The 24,511-nt window shown below is 72.0% G+C and carries 26 protein-coding genes; 13 read left to right on the forward strand and 13 right to left on the reverse strand.

All coding sequences use genetic code 11. The features are described 5' to 3' along the window. Nucleotides 1-16 precede the first annotated feature (16 nt). Nucleotides 17-1,165, forward strand: a complete 1,149-nt coding sequence (locus ACZ3II_RS32245; RefSeq protein ID WP_465522388.1) for a sensor histidine kinase — start codon at nucleotides 17-19, stop codon at nucleotides 1,163-1,165. Continuing rightward, nucleotides 1,162-1,755 (forward strand): response regulator transcription factor, encoded by a 594-nt coding sequence (locus ACZ3II_RS32250; RefSeq protein WP_465522390.1) that lies wholly within the window; start codon nucleotides 1,162-1,164, stop codon nucleotides 1,753-1,755. Before ACZ3II_RS32245 ends, ACZ3II_RS32250 begins: the two co-directional genes overlap by 4 nt. A gap of 289 nt (nucleotides 1,756-2,044) precedes the next feature. Here ACZ3II_RS32250 and ACZ3II_RS32255 read toward each other — a convergent pair whose 3' ends face one another. Beyond that, nucleotides 2,045-4,174, reverse strand: coding sequence for a molybdopterin oxidoreductase family protein (locus ACZ3II_RS32255; RefSeq protein WP_465522392.1), 2,130 nt, complete (start codon nucleotides 4,172-4,174; stop codon nucleotides 2,045-2,047). 109 nt (nucleotides 4,175-4,283) lie between these two features. On the opposite strand from ACZ3II_RS32255, the gene ACZ3II_RS32260 reads away from it, so the two are divergent. Further along, the gene (locus tag ACZ3II_RS32260; RefSeq protein WP_465522394.1) at nucleotides 4,284-4,796 is read left to right on the forward strand and encodes an RNA polymerase sigma factor; all 513 of its coding nucleotides are present in this window, start codon (nucleotides 4,284-4,286) and stop codon (nucleotides 4,794-4,796) included. Then, a complete protein-coding gene (locus ACZ3II_RS32265; RefSeq protein ID WP_465522396.1) occupies nucleotides 4,793-5,371 on the forward strand; it encodes a hypothetical protein in 579 nt (192 codons plus the stop codon). Before ACZ3II_RS32260 ends, ACZ3II_RS32265 begins: the two co-directional genes overlap by 4 nt. Here ACZ3II_RS32265 and ACZ3II_RS32270 read toward each other — a convergent pair. Together ACZ3II_RS32270 and ACZ3II_RS32275 are read right to left on the reverse strand one after the other, a co-directional pair. Continuing rightward, nucleotides 5,353-6,006 carry a DUF3159 domain-containing protein gene (locus ACZ3II_RS32270; RefSeq protein WP_465522398.1) on the reverse strand — a complete coding sequence of 218 codons (654 nt, stop codon included), beginning with the start codon at nucleotides 6,004-6,006 and terminating at the stop codon, nucleotides 5,353-5,355. The genes ACZ3II_RS32265 and ACZ3II_RS32270 overlap by 19 nt on opposite strands. 56 nt (nucleotides 6,007-6,062) lie before the next feature. Continuing rightward, nucleotides 6,063-6,671: an MBL fold metallo-hydrolase gene (locus tag ACZ3II_RS32275; protein ID WP_465522400.1), complete on the reverse strand. Its 609-nt coding sequence runs from the start codon at nucleotides 6,669-6,671 to the stop codon at nucleotides 6,063-6,065. 68 nt (nucleotides 6,672-6,739) lie between these two features. On the opposite strand from ACZ3II_RS32275, the gene ACZ3II_RS32280 reads away from it, so the two are divergent. Then, nucleotides 6,740-7,228: a SigE family RNA polymerase sigma factor gene (locus ACZ3II_RS32280; RefSeq protein ID WP_465522402.1), complete on the forward strand. Its 489-nt coding sequence runs from the start codon at nucleotides 6,740-6,742 to the stop codon at nucleotides 7,226-7,228. Continuing rightward, on the forward strand, nucleotides 7,225-8,286 hold the full coding sequence (locus tag ACZ3II_RS32285) for a hypothetical protein (RefSeq protein WP_465522404.1): 1,062 nt from the start codon (nucleotides 7,225-7,227) through the stop codon (nucleotides 8,284-8,286). The genes ACZ3II_RS32280 and ACZ3II_RS32285 overlap by 4 nt, the downstream gene beginning before the upstream one ends. 116 nt (nucleotides 8,287-8,402) lie before the next feature. Here the strand turns inward: ACZ3II_RS32285 and ACZ3II_RS32290 are convergent, their stop codons facing one another. Continuing rightward, nucleotides 8,403-9,224: a DUF4142 domain-containing protein gene (locus ACZ3II_RS32290; RefSeq protein WP_465522406.1), complete on the reverse strand. Its 822-nt coding sequence runs from the start codon at nucleotides 9,222-9,224 to the stop codon at nucleotides 8,403-8,405. Between the two features lie 196 nt (nucleotides 9,225-9,420). Between ACZ3II_RS32290 and ACZ3II_RS32295 the strand changes: the two genes are divergently transcribed. Then, complete coding sequence (locus ACZ3II_RS32295; RefSeq protein ID WP_465522408.1) at nucleotides 9,421-10,185, forward strand: hypothetical protein; 765 nt, start codon at nucleotides 9,421-9,423, stop codon at nucleotides 10,183-10,185. Here ACZ3II_RS32295 and ACZ3II_RS32300 read toward each other — a convergent pair. Further along, nucleotides 10,172-10,753, reverse strand: coding sequence for a hypothetical protein (locus ACZ3II_RS32300; protein WP_465522410.1), 582 nt, complete (start codon nucleotides 10,751-10,753; stop codon nucleotides 10,172-10,174). The genes ACZ3II_RS32295 and ACZ3II_RS32300 overlap by 14 nt on opposite strands. Before the next feature lie 51 nt (nucleotides 10,754-10,804). Then, nucleotides 10,805-11,185 carry a YccF domain-containing protein gene (locus ACZ3II_RS32305; RefSeq protein ID WP_465522412.1) on the reverse strand — a complete coding sequence of 127 codons (381 nt, stop codon included), beginning with the start codon at nucleotides 11,183-11,185 and terminating at the stop codon, nucleotides 10,805-10,807. Nucleotides 11,186-11,238: 53 nt separating this feature from the next. Here ACZ3II_RS32305 and ACZ3II_RS32310 point away from each other — a divergent pair, with 53 nt between their 5' ends. Beyond that, entirely contained in the window at nucleotides 11,239-11,922 is a 684-nt protein-coding gene (locus ACZ3II_RS32310) for a laminin G domain-containing protein (protein WP_465522414.1), read from the forward strand. A gap of 121 nt (nucleotides 11,923-12,043) precedes the next feature. After that, nucleotides 12,044-13,453, forward strand: coding sequence for an MFS transporter (locus ACZ3II_RS32315; protein WP_465522416.1), 1,410 nt, complete (start codon nucleotides 12,044-12,046; stop codon nucleotides 13,451-13,453). Nucleotides 13,454-13,609: 156 nt separating this feature from the next. Here the strand turns inward: ACZ3II_RS32315 and ACZ3II_RS32320 are convergent, their stop codons facing one another. After that, complete coding sequence (locus ACZ3II_RS32320; protein WP_465522418.1) at nucleotides 13,610-14,203, reverse strand: TetR/AcrR family transcriptional regulator; 594 nt, start codon at nucleotides 14,201-14,203, stop codon at nucleotides 13,610-13,612. A 130-nt stretch (nucleotides 14,204-14,333) separates the two neighbouring features. Here ACZ3II_RS32320 and ACZ3II_RS32325 point away from each other — a divergent pair, with 130 nt between their 5' ends. Next, complete coding sequence (locus tag ACZ3II_RS32325; protein ID WP_465522420.1) at nucleotides 14,334-15,323, forward strand: lysylphosphatidylglycerol synthase transmembrane domain-containing protein; 990 nt, start codon at nucleotides 14,334-14,336, stop codon at nucleotides 15,321-15,323. 276 nt (nucleotides 15,324-15,599) lie between these two features. Here the strand turns inward: ACZ3II_RS32325 and ACZ3II_RS32330 are convergent, their stop codons facing one another. Next, nucleotides 15,600-16,181: a TetR/AcrR family transcriptional regulator gene (locus ACZ3II_RS32330; RefSeq protein WP_465522422.1), complete on the reverse strand. Its 582-nt coding sequence runs from the start codon at nucleotides 16,179-16,181 to the stop codon at nucleotides 15,600-15,602. Between the two features lie 111 nt (nucleotides 16,182-16,292). Between ACZ3II_RS32330 and ACZ3II_RS32335 the strand changes: the two genes are divergently transcribed. Next, nucleotides 16,293-17,171: an NAD-dependent epimerase/dehydratase family protein gene (locus ACZ3II_RS32335; RefSeq protein ID WP_465522424.1), complete on the forward strand. Its 879-nt coding sequence runs from the start codon at nucleotides 16,293-16,295 to the stop codon at nucleotides 17,169-17,171. 202 nt (nucleotides 17,172-17,373) lie between these two features. Here the strand turns inward: ACZ3II_RS32335 and ACZ3II_RS32340 are convergent, their stop codons facing one another. Together ACZ3II_RS32340 and ACZ3II_RS32345 are read right to left on the reverse strand one after the other, a co-directional pair. Continuing rightward, nucleotides 17,374-17,742, reverse strand: coding sequence for a hypothetical protein (locus ACZ3II_RS32340; protein ID WP_465522426.1), 369 nt, complete (start codon nucleotides 17,740-17,742; stop codon nucleotides 17,374-17,376). Beyond that, on the reverse strand, nucleotides 17,739-18,281 hold the full coding sequence (locus ACZ3II_RS32345; RefSeq protein WP_465522428.1) for an RNA ligase 1 family protein: 543 nt from the start codon (nucleotides 18,279-18,281) through the stop codon (nucleotides 17,739-17,741). Before ACZ3II_RS32345 ends, ACZ3II_RS32340 begins: the two co-directional genes overlap by 4 nt. A gap of 72 nt (nucleotides 18,282-18,353) precedes the next feature. Between ACZ3II_RS32345 and ACZ3II_RS32350 the strand changes: the two genes are divergently transcribed. Next, nucleotides 18,354-18,914 carry an HAD family acid phosphatase gene (locus ACZ3II_RS32350; RefSeq protein ID WP_465522430.1) on the forward strand — a complete coding sequence of 187 codons (561 nt, stop codon included), beginning with the start codon at nucleotides 18,354-18,356 and terminating at the stop codon, nucleotides 18,912-18,914. Between the two features lie 58 nt (nucleotides 18,915-18,972). After that, nucleotides 18,973-19,371 carry a hypothetical protein gene (locus ACZ3II_RS32355; protein WP_465522432.1) on the forward strand — a complete coding sequence of 133 codons (399 nt, stop codon included), beginning with the start codon at nucleotides 18,973-18,975 and terminating at the stop codon, nucleotides 19,369-19,371. An 805-nt stretch (nucleotides 19,372-20,176) separates the two neighbouring features. On the opposite strand, the gene ACZ3II_RS32360 is transcribed toward ACZ3II_RS32355, so the two are convergent. From ACZ3II_RS32360 to ACZ3II_RS32370, 3 genes are all read right to left on the reverse strand, one after another. After that, entirely contained in the window at nucleotides 20,177-20,824 is a 648-nt protein-coding gene (locus tag ACZ3II_RS32360) for a response regulator (protein WP_465522434.1), read from the reverse strand. Further along, nucleotides 20,824-22,821, reverse strand: a complete 1,998-nt coding sequence (locus ACZ3II_RS32365) for a sensor histidine kinase (protein WP_465522436.1) — start codon at nucleotides 22,819-22,821, stop codon at nucleotides 20,824-20,826. Before ACZ3II_RS32365 ends, ACZ3II_RS32360 begins: the two co-directional genes overlap by 1 nt. 82 nt (nucleotides 22,822-22,903) lie before the next feature. Further along, nucleotides 22,904-24,508, reverse strand: coding sequence for an acyl-CoA synthetase (locus ACZ3II_RS32370; RefSeq protein ID WP_465522438.1), 1,605 nt, complete (start codon nucleotides 24,506-24,508; stop codon nucleotides 22,904-22,906). Between the last annotated feature and the right edge of the window lie 3 nt (nucleotides 24,509-24,511).

Genomic DNA, 24,511 nt, shown 5'->3' on the forward strand with positions numbered 1-24,511 from the left:
AGTTACAGTGGCCGTCATGACCGGCGCGGTGCATCGAGCTCAGCGGATCACCATGTGGAGCCTGCGCTCCAGCCTGTTCCTCGGCTGGTTCGGTGTCATCGCCGGGATCGGCTACTACACCGCCGAGGGCCTGGTGCAGCCGGTTCGGCTCGCCGCCGCCCTGCTCGGCCTGGCGGCGTTCACCTGGTTCGGTTTCGCTCTGGCACGCGACCTGTCGATCGGCTGGCCCCGCCAGGACCGCCGCAGCCGGTGGCACACCGTCGCCTCCGGGCTGGCCGTCCTGGTGGTGCTGCTCGCTCTGGACGCCAGCCCGGCCGGCGCCGGCCTGCTGGCGGCTGCCTGGATCAGCGTGGTCCCGGTCCGCACCAGCCGGCCGGTGACGCTGCTGCTGTCGGCCGGCACGGTCGGGGTCTGTGTGCTGCTCTACCGGTTCAACCCGGGCCTGGATCCCATCCCGCTGGGCGCGGTGGCGGTCATCTACTCGGCTCTCTGCTTCGCCCTGCCGTGGGCCAACCGGCTGTGGGTGTGGATCCTCGACCTGACCGAGCAGGCGCACGCCAGCAAGGACGCCGAGGCGCGGCTGGCGGTGACCGAGGAACGGCTGCGGTTCGCCCGGGACCTGCACGACCTGGTCGGCCACAGCCTGTCGGTGATCGCGGTGAAGAGTGAGCTGGCCGGGAAGCTGACCACCATCGACGCGGACCGGGCCGCCGCCGAGATGACAGCGGTCCGCGGGCTCGCCCAGGACAGCCTGCGGCAGATCCGCGAGGCGGTCCGCGGGTACCGGGTGCTCGACCTGCCGTCCGAGATCGCCAGCGTGCGGGCGATCCTGGAGGCGGACGGGGTGCGCTGCGAGGTGGACGTGCCGCCGGGCGCCGTCGATCCGGAGGCGGCCGGCCCGTTCGCCTGGGTGGTCCGGGAGAGCGCCACCAACATCCTGCGGCACAGCCGGGCCCGCTGGTGCACGATCACGCTGCGGGCGTCCGGCGGGTCGGCGGTGCTCGAGGTGGTCAACGACGGCGCGGCCGACCACGGCCCGGGCGGCACCGGCCTGGCCGGCCTGGCCGAGCGGCTGGCCACGATCGGCGGTTCGCTCACGGCCCAGCCCACCGGGGACGGCAGGTTTCTGGTACGCGCGGTCGCGCCCGCCGGGACCGCCGCGTGATCCGGATCCTGCTGGCCGACGACCAGCACCTGATCCGCGAGGCCCTGGCGATGATGCTGGACTTCGAGGAGGACCTGACCGTGGTCGCCCAGTGCGGCCGCGGCGACGAGGTGGCCGCCGCGGTCGCCGCCACCGACCCGGACGTGATCGTCCTGGACATCGAGATGCCCGGCCTGGACGGCCTGTCGGTGGCCGAGAGTCTTCCCGGCCGCGCCATGCTGATCCTCAGCACCTTCGTCCGGCCGGGCTATCTGCGCCGGGCGATCGCCGCCGGGGTGCGCGGGTTCATCCCGAAGGACTCGTCCAGCGCCGAACTGGCCGCCGCCGTCCGCAAGGTGCACGCCGGCGGCCGGTACCTCGACCCGGAGCTGGCGGCCGCGGCGATGATGGCCGGCGACAGCCCGCTCACCGACCGGGAACGGGACACCCTGGCCCTCGCCGCCTCCGGCGCGCCGGTCTCCGTGATCGCCGTCCGGCTGCATCTGAGCGAGGGCACGGTCCGCAACTACCTGTCGAACGCGATCACCAAGCTGGGCGCCCCGAACCGCCTCTCCGCCATCCACCACGCCCAGAAGATGGGCTGGATCTAACCCGCGTGTTGAGTTTCGGCGCGCATGACGGCCCAACTCAACACGCCAGGCCGTCCCACCCAGCGTGTTGAGTTGGGGCGCGCATGACGGCCCAACTCAACACGCCAGGCCGTCCCACCCAGCGTGTTGAGTTGGGGCGCGTATAACGGCCGGACTCAACACGCCAGGACGTCACCATGAGCGTGTTGAGTTTCGGCGCGTAAAACGGCCGGACTCAACACGCCAGGACGTCACCATGAGCGTGTTGAGTTGGGGCGCGCATAGCGGCGAAACTCCACACGGCAGGCTTTCAGGCGGGTTTGATCTCGACGGGGATGCCGTTGAGGACGCTGTTGCCGGAGAGCGGGTCGACGACCAGCTCGTCGGTGAGGATGTTGGAGTTGACGCCGGGCCGGGTGGCGGCGACCGAGAGGCGGGTGCCGGGCAGGTCGTGGCCCCAGCCGTGCGGGAGGCTGACCACTCCGGGCATGACCCGGTCGGTCACCTCGACCTGCGCGATCAGGCTGCCGGCCCGTGAGGTGACCTGGGCGGCGTCGCCGTCGGCGAGGGTGAGCCGGCCGGCGTCGTCGGGATGGATCTGCAGGGTGCAGCGGTCCCGGCCCTTGATCAGGGCCGGCACGTTGTGCATCCAGCTGTTGTTGGACCGCAGGTGCCGCCGCCCGATCAGGACCAGGTCGTCGCGGCCCCGGCCGAGGGCGGCGAGCAGCCGGGCGGTCTCGGCGGCCATCTGCGGCGGGCACAGTTCGACCTTGCCGGAGGCGGTGCGCAGCATGTCGGGGAGCCTCGGCTGCAGCGGCCCGAGGTCGATGCCGTGCGGGTTGTCGAGCAGTTGACGCAGCGTGAGCCCGTACGCCCCGGTCCGCAACGCCACGTCGAGCAGCCGCTCGGCCGGATGGTCGCCGGTGACCTGGTCGTGCTGTTCTTCGGGGAGGCGCTGCAGCGCCTGCCGGAGCAGGTGGTCGTGGAACAGTCCCGGGTCGCTGTCGGGCTGTCCGGCGAGGATCAGGGACAGCCGGGCCAGGATGTCGCACTCGTCCGGGACGGTCGGGTCGGGCGGCAGGACCGGCGGGGAGTACGCGGCGAAGTTACGTACCGACAGGGTCAGGAACGCGAAGTCGTAGTGGCCCTTGCGGACCGAGTCGGTCGGCGGCAGGACCACGTTCGCGTGCCGGGTGGTCTCGTTGAGGTACGGGTCGACGCTCACCATGAAGTCGAGCCCGCCGAGCGCCCGGTCCAGCCGCCCGCTGTTGGGGGTGGACAGCACCGGGTTCCCGGCGACCGTGATCAGCGCCCGGACCTGCCCGTCGCCGGGGGTCTCGATCTCGTCGGCCAGGGTCGCGACCGGCAGCTCGCCCTTGATCTCGGGCAGGCCGCGGACCCGGCTGTGCCAGCGGCCGGTGGTCCAGCCGGTCTTCTTGCCGGGCCGTCCGGAGGCGTGCGCGGCGAGCGGGAACATCACGCCGCCGGGCCGGTCCAGGTTGCCGGTCAGCGTGTTGATCACGTCGATGAGCCAGCTGGTCAGGGTGCCGAACTCGACGGTGCACGTGCCGATCCTGCCGTAGACGGCGGCGGTGGGCGCTTCGGCCAGTTCCCGGGCGAGCCGCCGGATCCGCTCGGCGGGGATGCCGCAGGTCTCAGCGACCGCTTCGGGGGTGAAGGGCACGGCGAGGTCGCGGACCTGCTCCACGCCGACCACATGCCCCGAAATTTCGGCCAGATCGCCCTCGAACAGCGTGTGCACGATCGCGAACAGCAGGAACGCGTCCGCGCCCGGCCGGATGTGCAGGTGCTCGTCGGCGTGCTCAGCGGTTCGGGTCCGGCGCGGGTCGACCACGACGAACCGGCCACCGCGCGCCTGGATGGCTTTCAACCGGCCCGGGAAGTCGGCCGCCGTCGCCAGGCTGCCGTTGGATTCCCACGGGTTGGCGCCGAGGATCAGCAGGAAGTCGGTGCGGTCCAGGTCGGGGACCGGGATCAGGTTCGGGTTGCCGAACATGTAGCCGCACGAGACGTGCTTGGGCATCTGGTCGACGGTGCTGGCGGAGTAGACGTTGCGGCTGCCGAGCGCCCGGATCAGCGGCGGGACGTAGAGGCCGCCGGACATGGTGTGGGCGTTCGGGTTGCCGAGGTAGAGGGCGAGCGCGTTGGGCCCGTACGCCTCGAGAATGGGCCGCAACCCGGCGCGAACCGCGGCGAAGGCGTCCTCCCAGCTCGCCTCCACGCCGTCGACCAACGGGCGGCGCAGCCGGTCCGGATCGTCGGTGAGCTGCCCGAACGTCGCGCCTTTCGGGCAGACGAAACCGTGGCTGAAGACGTGCTCGCGGTCGCCGCGGGCCGCCGTCACCCGGTCGCCGTCCACGGTGAGCTCCAGGCCGCACGCGGCCTCGCAGAGCGGGCAGGTTCGATACGCGGTCCGCACGGTCAGCCTCCCGACGCTGGGTTACTGACCGGTATCCTGCCACGGCCCGGCCAAGATCGGACCCGTGAAAGACCCGTCCGGTTGCCGGACATGTACGAAGGTGGACCCCGTGAACATCGGCTCGCGCCGGGCGCGATTCGAGACCCTGGCGCCGGCGGTGATCGACGCCGTACGCCGCTATCTGGCCCGGCGCACCGATCCGGCGACCGCCGACGACGTGCTGTCCGAGACGCTGCTGGTCTGCTGGCGGCGCCTGGACGAGATGCCGGAGGAGCACCTGCCGTGGGCGTACGGCGTGGCCCGCAACTGCCTCGCCAACGCCGAACGCGGTCACCGCCGCCAGTTCCGCCTACTCCACCGGATCTCCCGGCTCGACCCACCGCGCGCCGTGGTGGACGGCCCGGCCCCGCCCGGCGAGGACCTGCTGAAGGATCTGCGGCCGGAGGACGCCGAGCTGCTGCGGCTGTGGGCGTGGGAGGACCTGACCCCGGCCGGCATCGCCGTGGTCCTCGGCATCACCCCGAACGCGGCGTCGATCCGGCTGCACCGGGCCAAGGAGAAACTGCGAAAGCATCTGACCGCTTCCGGACATGAGGGTGCGACAGAGAGGAGCCGGCCGTGACCGACGACGACGATCTGCGGGCGCGCCTGCGCCGGGCCGACCCGGCGGCGGCGCTGGAACCGGCCGCTCCGGAGCAGGTATCACGCCTCGTGGAGGAAACCATGTCCCGCACACACACCCGCCGGTGGGCGCTGCCCGTCGCGGCGGCCCTGGTCCTGGTCGCCGCGGGCACTGCCTGGGCGGTGACCCGGCCGTCCGGCCCCCCGACCGGCGAACTCGGCTCCCTGCCGGCGTTGGAAGTCAGCCTCACCGCGACCGGCGTCAGCGCCAAATGCCGCGAACCAGAGGCGAGTCGCTTGTCCGAGATTGCGGACTTCGCCTTCGAGGGGTCGGTGAGCGGCATCGATGCCGGCACCGTGCACCTCGACGTCACCCAGGTTTTCCGAGGCGCACAGGCCGACTCGGTGCGGGTCGCGCAGGCCGGCTCCAGCTCGGAGCAGATGCTCGGCAGCGGCGCGTTCGAGCAGGGGAAGAAATACCTGGTCGCGTCCGAGAAGGGTCAGGTCCTGATCTGCGGATACAGCGGCGAGGCCGACGCGATCGGGCTGCGCGAACTCTACGAGGCGGCCTTCTGAACCGTGTCCCCGACGACCGGGTTACGCAGGCCCGGGTGGTCCGCCGGCAGGTTCCGGCGGATCACCCACCAGCTCACCGCCAGGCACGCCGCCACCAGCGGCCCGGACAGCACGACCCGTGCGGTGCCCAGCGCCGCCATCTGCCCCGCCTGGTAGAGCGGCAGGAACACGGCCACCCGGATCACGTACTGCGCGACCCACACCCAACTGCCTCGCGAATACGCCCTGAGCAGGGCCGGGTCGCGCCGCCACCGGGTCCGCTGACCGAGCACGGTGCCGACCACGATGCCGAGCAGCGGCCACCGGATCACGATGCTGATGATCCAGGCGAGCACGCTGGCGCCGTTGCTGAGCAACTGGAGCAGGAAGAAGTTCTCCGCCTTGCCGGTGTACAGCGCGATCAGCGCGGCCACGCACACCACGAACAGGCCGATCAGCACGGCGCGCGGCTTGTCGCCCTTGCGCAGCCGCCACACCGACAGGCCGATCGCGACGAGCACCGCGACGGCCGAGCCGCCCCAGATCGACTCGCCGAACGCCAGCCAGCCGGCCACGAACCCGACCGCGGGCAGGGACGCGTCCACCGCCGCCCGCCGCCCGTTCAGCAACTCCGCCAGCGATTCCGGTTGCGCCATCTCCACCCGCCCCCAAGAGGTTAGGGCAGCCTAACAGGCGCCCACCGTCCCGCGGATCAGCCCAGGCGGGAACGCTCCGCGTCGATGGTCGTGTCGTCGCCGTGCCCGGTGTGCACCACCGTCGAGCCGGGCAGCGCGAACAGCTTCTCCCGGATCGACGCGACGATCAGATCCGCGTCCGAGTACGAGCGGCCGGTCGCGCCCGGCCCCCCGTTGAACAGCGTGTCGCCGGTGAAGACACAGCCCAGATCGGGGGCGTTCAGGCAGACCGCGCCGGGGGCGTGACCGGGCGTGTGCAGCACCTCCAGGGCCGAGCCGGCCACCTCGATCCGGGCGCCGTCGGCCAGGTCGATGTTCCACCACACGTCCGGGCCGTGGGTGAGTTCCCACAGCGGCCACTCGGCGGGGTGCAGCAGGATCGGCGCGCCGGTGCGTTCCCGCAGTTCGGGCGCCACCCGTACGTGATCGTCGTGGGCGTGGGTGCAGACGATCGCCATCAGCCGCCGATCCCCGACCACCGCGAGGATGGCGTCCACGTCGTGCGGGGCGTCGATCACCACGCACTCCTCGTCGTCACCCACCACCCAGATGTTGTTGTCGACATCGAAGGTCTGGCCGTCCAGGCTGAAGGTGCCCGCGACGACACCATGATCCACACGCAGCATTCCCAGGATTCTCCGGTAAAAGTCCGGCAACCGCTAAACACTTCACCTTCTCGGAGCGTTCCCGGGGCATGACATTCGAGGAATTCGTGGGGGCACGGCTCAAAGCCTTGCTTCGGTACGCGACCGTACTGACCTGCGATCCGCATCAGGCCGACGACATCGTCGGGGAAGTGATGGTGCGGGCGTCCGCCCGGTGGGGGCGGATCGCTGCCACGGATCAGCCGGAGGCGTACGTCAAACGCATGGTCCTGAATGAATTCCTCTCGGTCCGCCGCCGCTGGGGCCGGGTCGTGCCGATGACGCACGAGCAACTCGACCACCGGGCCGGCGCGGAGGACCCGCACGAGGCGCGGACCGACCGCGAGGATCTGATCCGCCGGATCGCCGCCCTGCCGCCCCGGCAGCGCGCCGTCATCGTCCTGCGCTACTTCGAGGGTCACACCCACGAGGAGATCGCCGACCTGCTGGGCTGCCGGCCCGGGACGGTCCGCGCGCACGTCTCCACCGCCCTCGCCCGCCTCCGTCTGGAAGCCGCCACGCTGGGAGAAGCCCGATGAACGAGCTCCACGACGCCCTGCTGACCATCGCCGACCGGGCGCACGACCCGGCCCCGCTCGCCACCCGGATCCTGACCGGGGCCCGGAACCGCAGGCAGCGCCGGGGCCTGCTGGTCGCGGCCGCGGCGGCGGGAACCGTGGCCGCCGGTACGGTCGCCGCCTGGCCACGGCGTACCCCTCCCCCGGCGCCGACCGCGACGGCCACGCCCAGCCTGGCGCCGAGCCGCACCCCGGCGCCCTCGCCGTCGGTCACGGTCGCTTCCCGGGCTGCGATGCTCTACCGGCCCACCTGGATGCCGACCGGGTACGCCGAGACCAGCCGCTCCGCCACCGTGCCGGGCACCGGGCCGGTCGACCAGACCCGCTCGTGGTCGCGGGGCACCGACGAGGACCACCCGATCCACCTGTTCCTCAGCGCCGACATCGGGGAGGGCCGCCAGGGATGGAAGCCCGGCACGCTGGGTGGCCGGCGGGCCTGGCTCAACCCGGACCGGGCCAACCCCTCCCAGGTGAGCGTGGACGTCGGCGACGGCCTGATCCTCAACGTGGCGGTGCATCAGGAGAAGGACCGGACGGAGATCGCCCGGTACATCGCCGCCTCGATCCGGCCGGACGACACGTCGGCCGTCGCGGTGTCGCTGTCCTTCGGGTGGCTGCCGGAGACATGCGGCGGCGCGATGCGGGTGGGCGTCGACGGCACCGCCGGCGACTTCGAGCAGTCCCTGCGCCGCCAGGAGACCGGCGGTGCGGGACGGGAGGCCGCCGAGGCGCTGCTCACCTCGCTGACCTGGCCGGCCCGGAACGCTGAGCGGGTCACCCTGCGCGGTCGTCCCGGCCTGTTGTGGCCCTACGAAGAGGCGCCCTGCCCCACCGAGAACACCCTCGACGGCACGGCCTCGTGCGGGTTCCGGATCCCGAACGCCGTGGTGGACCTGGGTGACCAGCGCCTGCACGTCCAGCTCATGCCGTGGGCGTCGAAGCGGCGGGAGGATCTGATCCGCGTCGTCAACGAGATCAGGATCGGCCGTGGCCCCGACGTCTCCTGGTTGCCCCGCTGACTCTGCGTGTTGAGTTCGGCCGCTATCTGCGCCGTAACTCAACACGCCGAACGCCCGCATTCCGCGTGTTGAGTTCGGCCGTCATGCGCGCCCGAACTCAACACGCTGGAGGGTGGTCAGCCGCCGTAGTAGCGGGGGCGGCGTCCGCGGTACCCCGGCCGGCGGTTGCCGGCGATCTTCCACGTGATCAGCCCACCGGCGAGCACGCCGCCGATCACCGCGGCGAGGATCAGCGGCAGGTTCCCGCCGGGGGCCTGCGACTGATCGTTCGCGGACAGCACCTGGGCCGGAGCGGTCACACCCGCCGCCTTCCCGGCCGCCGCCGGGGGCGGCACGGTCGGCAGGGCGGCGAAGTCGACGATGCCGCTGCTCTCCAGCAGGGTCATGTGCGTCATCACGAACTGGTTGGCCTGTTGCGCCAGCTTGCGGACGGTGTCGTTGCGGGTGCCGGCCCGGATCGACGCGATCGCCGGGAAGATCTTGCCGTGCGCGGCCCGGAGCCGGTCGATGTAGATGGCGTCGAACTCCTTGCCCTGCGCCGCCTCCATCTCGTCGAGCCAGCCCTGCTGGTCCTCGTTGGGCTCGTTCGGCAGGCTGATCTTCAGCTTCTTCGCGACGTTGCGGGTCAGCTCGTCGAGCGCCCGGTGCTGGTCGGCGATGCTGCTGCCGATCTGCTTGACCCGGACCGTGTCCGTCTTCTCCTGCGCCATCTCGCCGGCCGGGATCTCCCACAGCCCGGCGAGCCGTACCTTGACGACGAAGTCCTTGTCAGCGGCCGAGAGCGCGCCCGCGCCCCGGTCGATCAGCAGGTTCTCGGGCGGCACCGGCACGTCCGGAGCGGCGAGGCCCTTCTCCGGGACGAGCAGAACAATCACGGCGGCGAGCAGCGCCGTGCTGCACAGACGGCGCCACGCGGACGGGGAACCGGCAGATGCCACGCGAACCTCCATGAGTCAAGTAACACGCCGCCGGAACGCTCATCGAGCGCCGTCGACACGTGCGGACTCCTGGGAATACGCAGGTCCGGCCGGATCGGATCACCGTTGTCACCCGAAATCCGGAAGTTCGCTTTGCGGGAGCTGTGCGGGGCGCGCCGGGTGTGCCCGTTCCCCGCGCCGGTGGCAGGATGGCCGGGTGGATCTTCACGTCGAACCCTGGCAGCGCCCGGCCCACCAGCCCACCGGCGGTGAGGCGTCGGTCATCCTGGTCGTCTTCACCCACGGCGAGGTGCTGAGCGGGCTCGATCTGACCGGCGCCGTCCCCGCGTCCGCTCCGGTCGACGGCCTCGCCGTCCGGCTGCACCAGCAGGGCGACAGCGCCGAGTGGATCGACGGCTGGCGGACCGGCCCGCTGCGGGACCTGGCCGAACGGGAACTGCCCGATCCGGCGGCCCTCGACGCGGCGACGGCCTGCTACTCGATCCACGTGACGGTCGCCGACCCGGCCGACCTGACCCACCTGCAGCTGGCCTGGGCGGTCGCGGCAGCGGTGTGCCGGGCGGGGGCGGTCGCGGTGCTCGACGCGTACGCCCACGACTGGTACGCCGCCGACGCCATCGCCGGGCTCGACCCGCACCGGCCGTTCACCGTGCTCCGCGAGATCAGCGTGGTGGCCGAGAGTGACAGCGTGCCCGGTTTCGGCCACCCGGTGCACACCCGGGGGATGACGAAGTTCGGCCGCCCCGACCTGATCATGGGCGTCACCGAGGACCGCATCGGCGAGGCGGCCACGATCCTCAACCAGCTCGCGGCCCTGCTCGCCGACGGCGGCGTCCTCGGCCCCGGCCAGAAGCTGCGGGTCGACGGCGAGCGCATGCTGGTGACCGTCCCCTACACGCCCGGCGACCGGGTCCCGGACGTCGGGCTGCTCGCCGACGGCCTGCTGATCACCGAGGCGTAGCCCGCGTCCACATCGTCACGTCGCTGCTGGTCGCCGCGATCAGGGTGTTCCCGGACGGGGAGAATCCGGCGGCCCGCAGCTCGGTCACGTCGGCATGGAACACGTGCCACCACGTCTCGCCGTGCTCGCCCTGCCAGGGGCCGTGACCGGTCGCCAGCAGAACCCGGTCCTTCGGCCAGTCCGGGCTGACCACCTCGACCTGCCAGCCGCCGCGGGCGCCCCGGTGCAGGCCGCCGCCGAGCAGTCCGGCCATCGGCACCCGCGCGCCGGCGAGCGCGCCGATCCCCGGACAGGTCAGATCGTCGTCGTCCGGCCAGGCCAGGTCACCGTCGGAGTCCCGGGCCAGCCGTTCCCCGGTGACCGTGTCGAACAGCCCGAGCCCGCTGTGTGACGCCGCCAGCAGCAGATCACGGCCGCTCGCCGGATCCACCCCGAAGCCTGCCCCGATCAGCCCGCCGACCGCGACCGGCCGCCCGGACGGCCGCCACGGCTCCGGCGGCGCCACCACCGGCGCGGCCAGGAACTGCGGCCACGGCCTGCTCTGCGATTCCCCGATTTCCTCCGGCACGCGGGCCACTCTGCCGTAACCACCGTGCGGGACAGCGGCGGGGGCGGGCGGTCAGTCGATCTCGACGATCTCGCGGCCCAGCGGCCAGAACGCCACCGGCACCAGCTTGAAGTTGGCGATGCCGAACGGGATGCCGATGATCGTCACGCACTGGGCGATCCCGGTGACCAGGTGGGTCAGCGCGATCCACCAGCCCGCCAGCACGACCCACAGCACGTTGGCGATCGCGGACGGCGCGCCGGCGCCGGGGCTGGTCACCACGGTCCGGCCGAACGGCCACAGCGAATAGACGGCCAGCCGCAGCGACGCCACCCCGAACGGGATGGTGACGACCAGCAGGAAGCAGATCAGGGCGGCGACCCCGTAGCCGATGGCGAGGAGGAAGCCGCTGCCGAAGATGAACCACAGGATGTTGAGGATCAGTCGCACCACTCCAGGATGCCCGGGGCCCGCCACCGTGGCACCGCCTCACGCGTTGATCAGTTGTGCACGCGGCGCTGATCGCTCTCCTCCTGGGCCTGCCGGCTGCCGTTCCGGCGCCGGCGGAGATGGCGCGCTACGGTTTCGACGGCGAGCATCCGTGGTCCGACCTGTCCGGTAACGGTCATCACCTGACCCCGTTCGGCGGGAACCGGGCCCGTCCCCGGCGCGTCCCGCACGGCGCCGGGCAGGCCGTCCAGTTCCCCGCGCCGTGCACCCGCGAGCCGTGCCGCCGCCTGATCCTGCGGGTGCTCAGCCGGCCGGGGCTGAACCCGGGGGCGAACCCGTTCAGCTACGGCGCGACGGTGCGCCTGGCGGCGCGGGACACCACCGACGGACAGAACGTTCTGCAGAAGGGGTTCGCGGCCGAGGGCAGCCAGTACAAGCTGCAGATCGACGGCCGGGCCGGCCACCCCAGCTGTGTCCTGGTCGGCGAGGCGGCCCGCACGATCCACCTGGCGATCGCCGACATCGGTGTCGCCGACGGCCGCTGGCACCGCCTCGAATGCCGCCGGGAGCAGCGCGCGCTCACCGTTCTGGTGGACGGCACGGCGCGTACCCGGACACCGGTCCCGCCGGGGTTGCGCATCGACAACACCGAGTCGCTGAACATCGGCGGCAAGAGCGCGTTCGCCGACAACGATCAGTTCCACGGAGCGGTCGACGACATCTGGATCAGAAGACCCTGATTCGGTACGGGCGTCGCACGGCGTACCGGAAAGGGTGTGATGTAAACGTCCGTTGACCGCCTGCGCCGGGGCACCTAGGTTGCCTAAGTCAGCGAACGTTTACTTCTTCTCCGGGGATCTGATGACGCAAACCCTCGCCGAGCCGGTCAAGAGCGGCGGGAGGCACGCGAACACCACGCTCGTCGTGCTGTTCCTGTCGCTGGGCGGCCTGGCCTTCGCCGTGCTGCAATCGCTCGTCGCGCCGGCGCTCCCGACGATCGCCCGCGAGTTCCGGGTGGACACCGGGCAGATCAGCTGGATCCTGACCGCCTACCTGCTGTCCGCCTCGGTCCTCACCCCGATCCTCGGGCGCCTCGGCGACATGATCGGCAAGCGCAAGGTGCTGATCGCGGTCCTGGTCCTGCTCGCCGCCGGGACGCTGCTCGCCGCCCTCGCCCCCAACCTCACCGTGCTGATCGTGGCGCGGGCGCTGCAGGGCGCGGCCGGCGCGATCATGCCGCTGTCCATCGGCATCGTCCGGGACGTGCTGCCGCCGGAGAAGGTCAGCGTGACCGTCGGCGGCCTCTCCGCGATCTTCGGCATCGGGGCCGGTGTCGGCATCGTCGCCGCCGGGCCGATCGTGGACCACCTGTCCTGGCACTGGCTGTTTTGGTTCCCGCTGGTCATCGTGCTGATCGCGCTGGTCGGGGCGATCATCGGGGTGCCGGACTCGGGCACCCGCCAGCCCGGCCGCCTCGACCTGGCCGGCGCCTCGATCCTGTCGGTGTCGCTGATCACCCTGCTGCTCGCCATCAGCGACGGCGAGGACTGGGGCTGGACCTCGGCGAAGACGCTCGGCCTGGCCGCCGTCGGCGTGGTCACCATGGTGGTCTTCGTGCTGGTCGAGCTGCGGATCAAGGAACCGCTGGTCAACATGCGGCTGCTGACCCGGCGCGGGGTGTGGACCTCGGACCTGGTGGCGCTGATCCTCGGCTTCGCGATGTTCGGCTCGTTCCTGCTCATCCCGATCCTGCTGCAACTGCCGACCGCGCTCGGGTACGGGTTCGGCAAGTCGGTCTCCGAAGCCGGCTGCTACCTGCTCCCGACCACCCTGATGATGCTGGTGTTCGGGCCGCTCGCCGGGTACCTCGACAAAAGGTTCGGCCCCCGCCCGCCCATGGTCCTCGGCGCGCTCGCGGTCGTCGGGGCGTTCGCGCTGCCGGCCCTGGGGCACGGCGAGATCTGGCAGATCCTGGCGTCCGGCTGCCTCACCGGCGCGGGCATCGGCCTGTCCTTCGCCTCCATGTCGAACGCGATCATCGCCGCCGTCCCGCCCGCCAACACCGGCGAGGCGACCGGCGTCAACTCGATCGCCCGCTCGATCGGCAGCAGCATCGGCACGGCGGTGATCGCGGCGGTGATCGCCTCGGACACCGGCCCGCAGGGCATTCCGGCCGATGACGCGTTCACCAAGGGGTTCGCGGTGTGCGCGGTCGTCGCGGTCCTCGCGGTGGTCGCCGCGCTGCTGGTCCCGGGCACTCGCCGCCGCTGACGAGCTCAAGCGTGTTGAGTTGCGGCCGGACGGTCCACCGCAAATCAACACGCTGAGACCGTGTTGATTTGTGGCGGGACGGCCTACCGCGAATCAACACGCTGAGGCCGTGTTGATTTGTGGCGGGACGGTCCCGCCGCAAATCAACACGCGGGTTCACGGTTTGAGCAGGGCCTCGACCAGGTCGCGCAGCGGGGGGAGGAAGTCGACCTCGGTCGCGGAGGCGAGCGGCTCCATGCCCGCCTTGGTGCGCAGCAACGCGATCCCGGCCGCCGCCGCCAGCACCACCTGCGCCCGCAGCAGCATGTCCTGATCGCCGGGCGCCGCGCCGGCCGCCGCGGCCAGCCGCTCACTGTAGGAGTGCAGCAACCCGAGCCGGATCCGGTCGGCGCCCTCGTCGCCGGAGGAGCGCAGCAGGAGCACCAGGTGGTACGGCACGCCCCGGCTGCACGGGCCGGCGATCTGCCGGGCGATCGCCTCCGGCGTCCGGCTGAGCGGGGTGTCGTCGCCGGTGGTCCGGCGCAGCTCGTCGACGCTGCTGGTCAGGCAGGCCTCGAACAGGCCTTCCTTGCTCTTGAAGTACCGGCTGATCAGGGCGACGTTGACCCCCGCGTCGTCGGCGATGTCGCGGACCGTGGTGGCCGCGTAGCCGTCCCTGGTGAAGCGCTGGATCGCCGCGTCCAGCAGAAGCTGCCGGGTCCTCGAGGCATCCCGGCGCCGCGGCGGCGTCTGCGTCTCACCAGTTGTCACAGCCGTCCTCTCCCTCGGTTGTGCCAGCTTATCCAGCGTATTGATGTGACGTAAACGGCTGTTGACCGACATGCCGTACGCCGGTACGGTTTTGAAGTCAACGATTGTTTACTACCGTTCGGGCACGTGCATGACGACTCTCGCTCCACCTACCGGCCGGCGGCGGGTCGGCTGGATCGCCGCAGCCGTCGTCACCGCCGTCCTCGGCGCCGAGCTGGCCCTCGGCTGGCGCTCGCTCGCCGACGCGCTGGCCCAGCTGCGCGCGCCCCACCTCGGCTGGCTGGCCGCCGCCCTGCTCGCCGGAACCGCCGCCATGCAGTCCTACGCGCGGATGCAACGCCGCCTGCTGCGCTCCGCCGGCGTACGGGTGTCGCTGCTGCGGCACGTCGCCCTCACCTACGCCGCCCATTCGCTCAGCGTCACCCTGCCCGGCGGCCCCGCCTTCTCCACCGCGCTGAACTTCCGCCAGATGCGCCGCTTCGGCGCCTCCCCCGCGGTCGCGTCCTGGTGCATCGCCCTCTCCGGCATCCTCTCCGCCGCCGCCCTTGCCCTGATCACCGCGTTCAGCACGATCACCGCCCACGGCACCCCCGACTGGCACACGTTCCTGGCCCTGGCCGTCGCCACCCTGGTCGCCGTCCTCGGCATCCGCCGCCTGGGCGACCTCACCGCCATCACCCGCCCGGCCCTCCAGATGATCAACCGGCTGCGGCGCCGCCCCGCCGACCACGGCCAGGACCGCATCCAGCACTTCCTCGAACAACTCCGGGCCGCCCGCCTCACCCCCGGCGACGGGGCCGCAGCCGTCGTCTTCGCCCTGCTGAACTGGCTGCTCGACGCCGCCTGCCTCTGGCTCTGCTGCATGGCGGTCGGCGGTGGCTCGATCAGCGCCGGCCAGCTGCTGCTCGCCTTCTGCGCGGGCATGGCCGCCGGATCCATCACCATCGTGCCGGGCGGCCTGGGCATCATCGACGGCGCGCTGATCCTGGGCCTGATCGCCGGCGGCATCACCACCGACGTCGCCATCGCCGTCGTCGTCCTGTACCGCCTGATCACCCTCGGTTTCATCATCGGCCTGGGCTGGCTCTCCTACCTCGCCATCCGCCGCCGAACCCGCTGACCCCTTTCCCGGCGTACGGGGCCGAGCGCTCCCCCACCCGGTGCTTTCCTCACGCGGGAGCGTCCAATGAGGGTCCCGCAAGAGTCCACCGGCAGTGCCCTCCATCTGGCGCTCAGGGCTGTCTCCGCCGCCCCGAGACAGCACTGACGACCAGTTGAGAACATCCGGCTGGCTCTCACGGCTGTCTCGAGCGCCCGGAGACAGCCCTGAGAGCCAGCCGGACAAGATCTGCGGCGGCCGGACCGAGCCGTTCCCGGTGTGGGAATCGGCGCGGAGTCAGGTGGCGAGGGCGTGGGCGGCGCGGCCGAGGATCTCCACCAGGTCGGGGACGGGGCGGCCGTCGGTGACCGTCCAGTGCTGCAACTGTTCGGCGGAGAGCATGGCGAGCAGGGCCTCCGCACGTACCCGGGGATCCGGGGTCCCGGCGTCCGCCATCAGCACCTCCACGTGCCGCCGCCAGAACGGGTAGACCGGTTTGGCGAGACGGCCGCCCGGCGTGCCGGTCTCCGACAGCAGAACCAGGTCGAGGGAACGAACGGTGTGTTCGACATAGGCGGCCACGAACGCGGTCAGCCGTTCCAGGCCGGGGGCGCCGGGGCCGAGGGGCGCGGGCCCGTACATCAAACGCTCGTGCAGTTGACGTCCGCGCTCGTCGAGCAATGCCGCCGCCAGCCCTGCCTTGTCGGTGAAGCGCCGGTAGAGAGTGCCCTTGCCGACGCCTGCGGCCATGGCGACGTCGTCCATGTTGAGGCCGGCGATGCCGTGTTCGGCGTGCAGCCGGGCGGCCGCGTCGAGGATGCGCAGCCGGTTGCGGGCGGCGTCGGCGCGTTCGGGCGCGGGCTGACCCAGAACCGGCAACGAGCCCCTTGCAGAAGCGGACTCAAGTCCGTTACTGTTCTCCACAAGCGGACTTTAGTCCGTTTGGTCGTCGGCCGCTACCTGGCCACCCCTCGTCACCAGGAGTCAGTCATGCACGTGCTCGTTCTCGGCGCCACCGGCTACATCGGCTCCGCCGTCGTCACCAAGCTGGCCACCGCCGGTCACCGGGTCACCGCGGTGTCCCGGTCCGCCCCGGCCCCCGAGCTGCCGGACGTCACCGCGGTCCGTGGCGACCTGCTCGATCCGGCCGCAGTCGCCGCGCTCGTCACCGGCGACATCGACGCGGTCGTGCACACCGCCGCGCCGCAGGGTTCGGACGATCTCCCGGTCGTCGACGCGCTCGTCCGGGCGCTCGCGGGCAGCGGCCGCCCGCTGGTGTGGACCAGCGGCGTCTGGGTGCTGGGCCGGACCGGTGACACGCCGGCCGACGAGACCTCACCGGCCGCCCCGATCGCGATCGTCGCCGCACGGCCGGGGGTGGAGTCCCGGGTGCTGGCCGCCGCCGAGCAGGGCGTCCGTGCCGTCGTCCTGCGGCCCGGCGTCGTCCACGGCCGGGGCGCCGGCATTCCGGCGATGCTCGCCGGCTGGGCGCGGGAGCTCGGTCAGGGCCGCTGGGTCGGCGGTCCGGGGGCGAGCCCGCGCTGGCCGCTGGTGCACGTCGACGACCTGGCCGCCCTCTACGTCCTGGCGGTGACAGGCGCGGGGACGGGGACGATTCTGCACGGGGTCGCCGAGGCCGGGGTGCGCGCCGAGGAGCTCGCTCTCGCGGCGGCCCGCGGGGTGGGTCTCGACCCGGTCGCGCACGCCTGGCCCGAGGCGGACGCCGCCGCGGAACTCGGTGAGCCGTTCGCCGAGGCGCTCGCCCTGGACCAGGTGGTCAGCGCCGAGCGCGCGCTGACGCTCGGCTGGAAGCCGGCCGGCCCGACCGCCGTGGAGGACCTGGCCACCGGTTCCTACGCCACGGCCTGAGCCGAAAGCCGGCACACATCGCCGAGCAGGGGCCGGGCAGCAGGAGACAAGCCCGGCCCGCTCGCGGCGAGCAACGAGCGGCGAGCGGCGAGCAACGAGCAACGAGCGGCGAGCGGCGAGCGGCGAGCGGCGAGCGGCGAGCGGCGAGCGGCGAGCGGCGAGCGGCGAGCAACGAGCGGCGAGCAACGAGCGGCGAGCGGCGCTATCCGCTGAGCGGGCCGGTGACCGCGATCAGCAGCCCGGCGACGAACCCGAACAGCGTGGTCACATACCCCGCGACCAGCAACGGCGTACGCATCGGCCGCCCCATCGCCGCACCGGTGACACCGAGCGCGGCCCCCAGCACCGCCGCCCCGCACGGCAGCAGGAAGGCGAGGTTCTGGCCGGTACGCGTACAGATCAACCCGGTGTCCGCACTGGAACACAGGTCGCTGGTCAGCGCGAAGCCGGCGGCGGACAGCGCGGTCAGCCCGTTGAGCACGAACAGACAGGTCAACGCCACGAACACGCCGATGATCCGGCCGCGATCACCGTACCGGCCGGCCGGGACGGCTGGCGAGGGAGAGGTCACGCGAAGTCACGGTACTTGATTTTGGCCCGTCTGCCGTCCCCGTGGTGCCATACGATTCCTTCGATCTTCGGGTGGGCGAGGAGCCAGGTGCGGAGGCCGTCCAGATCGCGGGGCACGTCGAGCCGTTCAGCGGCGGCGTGGGCGATGAGGGCGTGTCCCCGTACCCCCTCGGGATTGCCGTTGATCTTCTCGCCGACCAGCTCGTAGGTGCCGGGCTCGCGGTCCTGCGGCGACGCGGCGAGGGCCTCGGCGTGGTAGCGGGCGTACGCCGACTGCGCGATCGGCTCCCACCCCATGGTCTTGCCGGTGTTCTCGTCGGTGACGATCGCACGGTAGCCGGGCGGCACGGCCCGGCCGGGGCGCACCTCACGCCGCGCCCACCAGATGCCGTCGTCGTCGAGGAGCACGCAGGTGCCGTCGTATTTGCGGGTGGCGATCCCCTCGCCGTCGAGCACCCACTGGCACACGGGGTTGGCCTCGGGCAGGACACGCTTGCGGTCGTCCGGGTCGCGCTGGAACAGTGTGGGGATCTTCTGCATGAACGCCATCTTCGCAGCAAGACAAAACGGATTTCAGCTTCCGTTCATTTACGCAGATCGATAATGTGCGGCATGCGAACCCTCCGTGCTCTGGTAGTCACCCTCGCCGCCACCGTGGTCACCGGTGTCGCCGCCACCCCGGCGCAGGCCGCGGCCCTGCCCTCCTACGCGACCTGGATCGCCGACGTCACCGCGGTCACCGACCAGGCGTCCGACTACCTCGACGACCGGCTGCCGGCCGATGGCGCCAAGGCCGCGATCGTGCTCGACATCGACAACACGGCGTTGCAGAGCAAGTACAAGCCGTACGCCGCAACGCCTTCGGTCCTCGCCCTTGCCCGTCAGGCCCGTGCCGACGGGGCCGCGGTCTTCTTCGTGACCGCCCGCCCGGAGATCATCGAGGCGGCCACCGAGGCGAACCTGAGCATCGTCGGGTACCGGTGGACCGACATCTACACCCGGCCCACCTTCAACTTCGACGACAACCAGACCCTGAAGACGAAGGCCCGCATCGCCATCGAGCGCCGCGGCTACACGATCGTCGCGAACGTCGGCAACAGCGCCACCGACCTGGGCGGCGGGCACGCCGAGCGGACCTTCAAGCTGCCCGACTACGAGGGCCAGCTCGACTGATCTATATCGTGGCGGTGTGATATCGCAGGGGTAGACACTCCGCCAACTCGGCCCCACCGTGTACCTCCCCTCGGCGGTGTACTCGATCGGTCAGGGCGCCGTCGCGCCGGTGATCGTGCTGACCGCGACCGGCCTCGGCGCCTCCCCGGCAGCCGCGGCGGTCGTGGCCGGCCTCCTCGGACTCGGGCAGATCAGCGGCTCCCTGCCGGCCGGCCTGGTGATGACCCTCGGCGCCGACGCGTCCCCGCCCGTCGGCCGCGCGGAGTTCCTCGGCGCCTGGCGCCTCTGCTCCGACCTGGGCCAGGGCGGCGGCCCACTGCTGATCGGCGCGGTCACGGCCGCCGCCTCCCTGACCGCCGCGGCCCTCACGGTCGGCGGCGCGGGCTTGCTGGCCGCCGGGCTGCTCTACCGATGGATCAAACCCCCTTCTCCGGTACGGGCCACCTCGGTCCCGTGACCCCCGCCGCTGCGGCAGGCTTTCCCTCACGGACCGTCCCCGTCTGCCGCTCATGCATGCCCCTTCCGGTTACCCCGCTCCCGCCCTAAGGCACTGAACGTCAAGCCCTCCCAACCTCCCCGCCGCGCCCGATGACCAAGCGTCAAGCCCTCCCAACCTCCCCGCCTCGCCCGATGACCAAGCGTCAAGCCCTCACACCTCCGGGAACGTGACCGATGAACAATCGGGCTGAGCCCCTGCGGAGCCGATCCTCCGAGCGCTTGACGCGGGCTCCACCAAAGCCCCCGCATCAGCGGCAGATCATCCAAGATCTCCGACCGGGAAAAGCCGAGTAAATCTTGTGCGATTCGCACCGGCGCTCCCCGCTCAAGATCGATAGAGCTGGCAATCTTGGGCGAAAGATGCCGGGTTTCCGGAGCCGCGTGCACACCGTCGAGCCCGATGTCGATCTTGTGCATTCGGCTCCGAAGGAAAGTGCCCAAGATCGAGCCGCCCCTGAACTGGTCCCACGGTTGGCAGCCGCCGACCCGAGCCGGTGGCGAACCAGCTGACGGCGTGGCCCGCTGCTGGCAACCAGCCGGGAGCAGCGGCATGGCCCGCTACCAGTAACCGGCCGGACGCAAACGATGTGGCGCGCTACCAATAACCCGCTACGCGCAGACCGCACGGCCCGCCACTAGTGACCGCCGCGCGAAGACAACGTGGCCCACTACTAGTAAGCGGCCGGGGCAGGCGGGATTCGCACCCGCCGGCGTGGGGCGGTGGTGGGCCGGCTGACGGGTGCTCCCGATGCTGGTGGAGGCGGTCAGCGGGTCGGGGTGACGAGGCCGGTGTCGTACGCGATGATCGTCGCCTGGACGCGGTCGCGGGCGCCGATCTTGCCGAGCAGGGCGTTGACGTGGGCTTTCACCGTTCCGACGCCGATGCCCAGGGTGGTGGCGATCTCCGCGTTCGACAGGCCCCGGGCGATCGCGGTGAGGACGTCCCGCTCGCGCGGAGTCAGGGTGTCCAGGCGTGGGTCGGCGTCGGGTGTGGCGGTGACCGTTCCGGCGGCGAAGGCGTCGATCAGGCCGCGGGTCACGGCGGGGCTGAGCATGGCGTCTCCGGCGGCGACGGTACGGACGGCGGCCACCAGCTCGGCCGGCTGGGCGTCCTTGAGCAGGAAACCGGAGGCGCCGGCCCGGAGCGCCTGGAAGACGTACGCGTCCTGGTGGAACGTCGTCAGCACGAGCACCCGTGGCGGGTTCGGCCCGGCGGTGAGGCGGGCGGTCGCGGTGAGGCCGTCGACGCCGGGCATGCGTACGTCCATCAGGATCACGTCGGGCCGCAGCTCCCCGGCGAGGGTGATGGCGGCGGCGCCGTCACCGGCCTCGCCGACGACCTCGATGCCGGGTTGCGAGCCGACGATGACGGCGAGCCCGGCCCGCACCATCACCTGATCGTCGACGACCATCACTCGGATACTGATGACGGCACCTCCGGTTCACGAACCGCATCGACGTCCACGGGCGGCGGGGGTGGCTGGGTGGGGTCGAGGCCGTCCAGCAGGGAGCGCATCGCGGTCAGGGACCGGCGGGCAGCGCCGAGCACCCCGGTCAGGTCGCCTCGGTCAGCGGCGCCGGGGACGTCGGCCGCGTGGCGCAGTACCTCTTCGTGCAGGCCGGCGGCGATACGCAGCCGTTCCGTGCGGGCGTGCAGGGCCGCCTGGTGCAGCGCGTACGCCACCCCGCCCTCCTCACGCTGCCGCCGCCGTTCCCGGCGCCGGCGGGCGGCGAGACCGGTTCCCCAGCAGGCCAGTGCGGGCACCGCCAGCAGGACCGCCAGGATCGGGGTCAGCAGCAGGACGGTGGCCGGCACCATCAGGGTGCCGTCGCTGGGGACGGGCTGGGGGTCGTCGGCGATGTCGGCGGCGATCATGGTGGCCATGGCGAGCGCCCAGGATCCGGCGGCGGCCGGTACGGAGAGCCACGTCACGGCGGGCTGGGCGCCCCGGGAGGCGACCGCGTGGACGATCGCCAGTTCGACGGCGCAGCCGAGGATGAACACGTAGGCCTGCCCCGCCGGTACCGCCCCGGTGAACACCAGCAGCGGGCCGAGGAATCCGGTCAGCACGGTCGCCAGCAGCGCCCACCACGCGGCCCGGCGGCGCAGCAGGACCGGGGCGGTGTGCGCGGCCTGGGCGAGCACGACGAGCACGGTCGCGGCCGGCGTGAGTCCTTCCTCGATGGCCAGGCCGATGCCGAGGAGCTGCACCGCCAGGAGGGCGGCGGCGATGGCGGCGTCGATCACGGCGCGGCTGCGCAGTCCGGGGTACGTTCGCCGCGCACCGGCCGCCGCCGGGAAGACGACCCGCACCCGCCAGCCGCCACCCTCCCGCGGCCCGGCCTCGAACACGCCGCCGGCCGACTGCGCCCGCTCCCGCATCCCGCCGATCCCACGCCCACCGCCAAGATCGGCCGCAGGCAGAACACCGCCGGAACCCGCCGCCGGAACGCCGCGAGCGGCCGCAGGAACACCGGGGCCGGCCACGAGGGGACCGCCACCGTCGTCCTCGATGAGCAGCTCGGACGTCGTGTAGCGAACCGTCACCCGGCTGCCGGGCGCGTACCGCAAGGTGTTGGTGAGCGCCTCCCGCACGATGCCGTGGACGACCTCGGGCACCGGCCCCGCCGGCAGGTCGAGGGTGATCCGCTGACCGAGCGCCCGGAACCCTTCCGCCAGGTCGGCCAGCCCGGGATCGCCGGGGGACGCGGCCGGCATGATCGCGACGAGGCGGCGCAGGGCGTCGAGGGTGTCCCGGCCGGTACGCGCCGCGAAGTCCAGGGCCTCGGCCCGCAGCTCGGGCCGCTGATCGCCGAGCATCTCCGCCGCCGACGAGTTGACCACGATGGAGGTGAGGTGGTGCGCGGTGACGTCGTGGAGTTCGCGGGCGAGCCGGCGGCGTTCGGCGTCGGCGGCGTCGCGTTCGGCGTGGCGGGCCGCGGTGAGCCGGCGGGCGGCGTCGGCGCGTTCGGCGTTCCATCGGGCGCGCCGACGGCCGAGGGCCGCGACCACCCCGTACATCCCGATCGCCAGAAGGACGAGGAGCGGGTAGTCGGCGTCGGTCCCGTCCTGCGCCGCCGTCAGGCCGCACTCCCCGACGATCAGGGTGAGCGCCGCGGCCAGGGCGATCCGGGGTGTGGTGTGCACGGCGACGCTGAACAGCGCGACGACGCCGGCGATCCAGATGACCAACAGGTCGGCGGAGAAGGCGGTGGCGAGCACGTTCCCGGCCAGCACGGCGGCGAACGCGGGCGCGGGCCGATCCCGGCGGAAGCCCAGCGCCACGCCGGTGAGCAGGCAGGCGACGGTGACCCCGGCCGCGGCCAGGGCCGGTACGGGGTCACCGCGGAGCAGCGGGAGCAACGGCCAGGAGAGCAGCTGTCCCGCCACGATCAGCACGGGAAGCATCCACCTGACCATGCGCCAGATGCTATCCAGGCACCGGCGTGTGGAGTACGGCCGCTATCCGCGCCCCAACTCCACACGCAGGTCAGAGCGGACCGGTGGGCAGTTCCCGGCGCAGCAGTTTGCCGGTGGGGTTGCGGGGCAGGTCGTCGACGAACACCACGTCGCGGGGCACCTTGTAGCGGGCCAGGTTGGCGCGGACGAACTCGCGGATCTCCTGGGCGTCGCGGGCCGAGGCGCCGGTGGGGACGATGAAGGCCCGCAGCCGGGTGCCGAAGTCCGCGTCGTCGACACCGATGACGGCGGCGTCGAGGACGTCGTCGCGGGCGGCGAGCAGGTTCTCCACTTCAAGGGGGTAGACGTTCTCGCCACCCGAGATGATCATGTCGTCGTCCCGGCCGTCGATGTAGAGCAGCCCGTCGGCGTCGAAGTGGCCCTGGTCGCCGGTGGCCATGTAGCCGTCGATGATCTGCTTGTGCTGGCCGTCGGTGTAGCCCTCGAACGGGATCCCGGTCCGCACGAAGACCCGGGCCTTGACGCCGGGCTCGGTGACCGGCCGATCCGCGGCGTCGTAGAGGGCGACCTTCACGGTGACCGGGGGCCTGCCGACCGTACCCGGAGATTTTCGCAGCTCGTGGGGTTGCGCGACGGAGGCGACGGCGACCTCGGTGGAGCCGTAGACGTTGTACAGCACGTCACCGAACGCGTCCTGGAACCGGACGCACAGGTCGGGCGGCAGCGCGGACCCGGCCAGGAACACCGTCTTGAGCGACGACGTGTCGTACTTGGCGATGACGTCCGGGCCGAGCGCGAGGATCCGGTTGAGCATGGTCGGCACGGCGACCAGCATGTGTGCCCGGTGCTCGGCGATCGCGGCGAGGATCTGCTCGGCGTCGATGCGGCGCAGCAGGACCGCGTGGTTGGCCAGCGACAGCCCGACCGTCCACGCGCCGAACCCGGTGGCGTGGAACAGCGGCGACGCGATCACCGCGGTGCCCTGCCGGGGGAAGTCGATCCGGTCCGCGATCACGGCGCTGGCCAGCGGCGACACCTTGGTCCGGGGCGCACCCTTGGGCAGGCCGGTGGTGCCGCTGGTGAGGATGATGAAGCCGCCCGGTTTGGCGGGCAGCGGCAGTGGGATCGTGGTCGGCTCTGCGGCGGTGAACTCGTCCACCGACAGCAGCCCGGCGGGCCGGACGTAGCCGTCGTCCTCCCAGCTCAGGTACCGCGGCAGGTCGGCGGGGAGGCCGTCGACGAGGTCGGCGAACTCGCTGTCGTACATCAGGAAACGAACGTTCTCCCGCTTGATCACCTCGGCCAGCTGCGACGCGGCCAGGCCGGTGTTGAGCATGGCCAGCCGCAATCCGGCCCGCGCGGTCCCGGCGATCGCCAGGGCAAGACCGCGGTGGTCCCGGGCCAGCACCCCGATGATCGACTTCGAGGGCAGGTCCACCTTGCGCAGCGCGTGCGCCAGGGCGTTGGACCGCTGGAAGAACTGCTGGTACGTCCACGTGCCCCGCTCGTCGGTCAGGGCCGGCAGGTCGGGGTGTTCAGCGGCGGCCTTCTCGGTGAGGGCGGCCTGCGGCCCGAGTTTGGCGTTGTTGCCGGCGGCTTTGATCAGCCGGTCCGGGCGGAGAAGGTTGACGATGCCGATCTGGTGCATCCGCAGAACCGCTTGCAGCGTGCTCACGCT

The organism is Actinoplanes sp. NPDC019969, assembly GCF_055562375.1.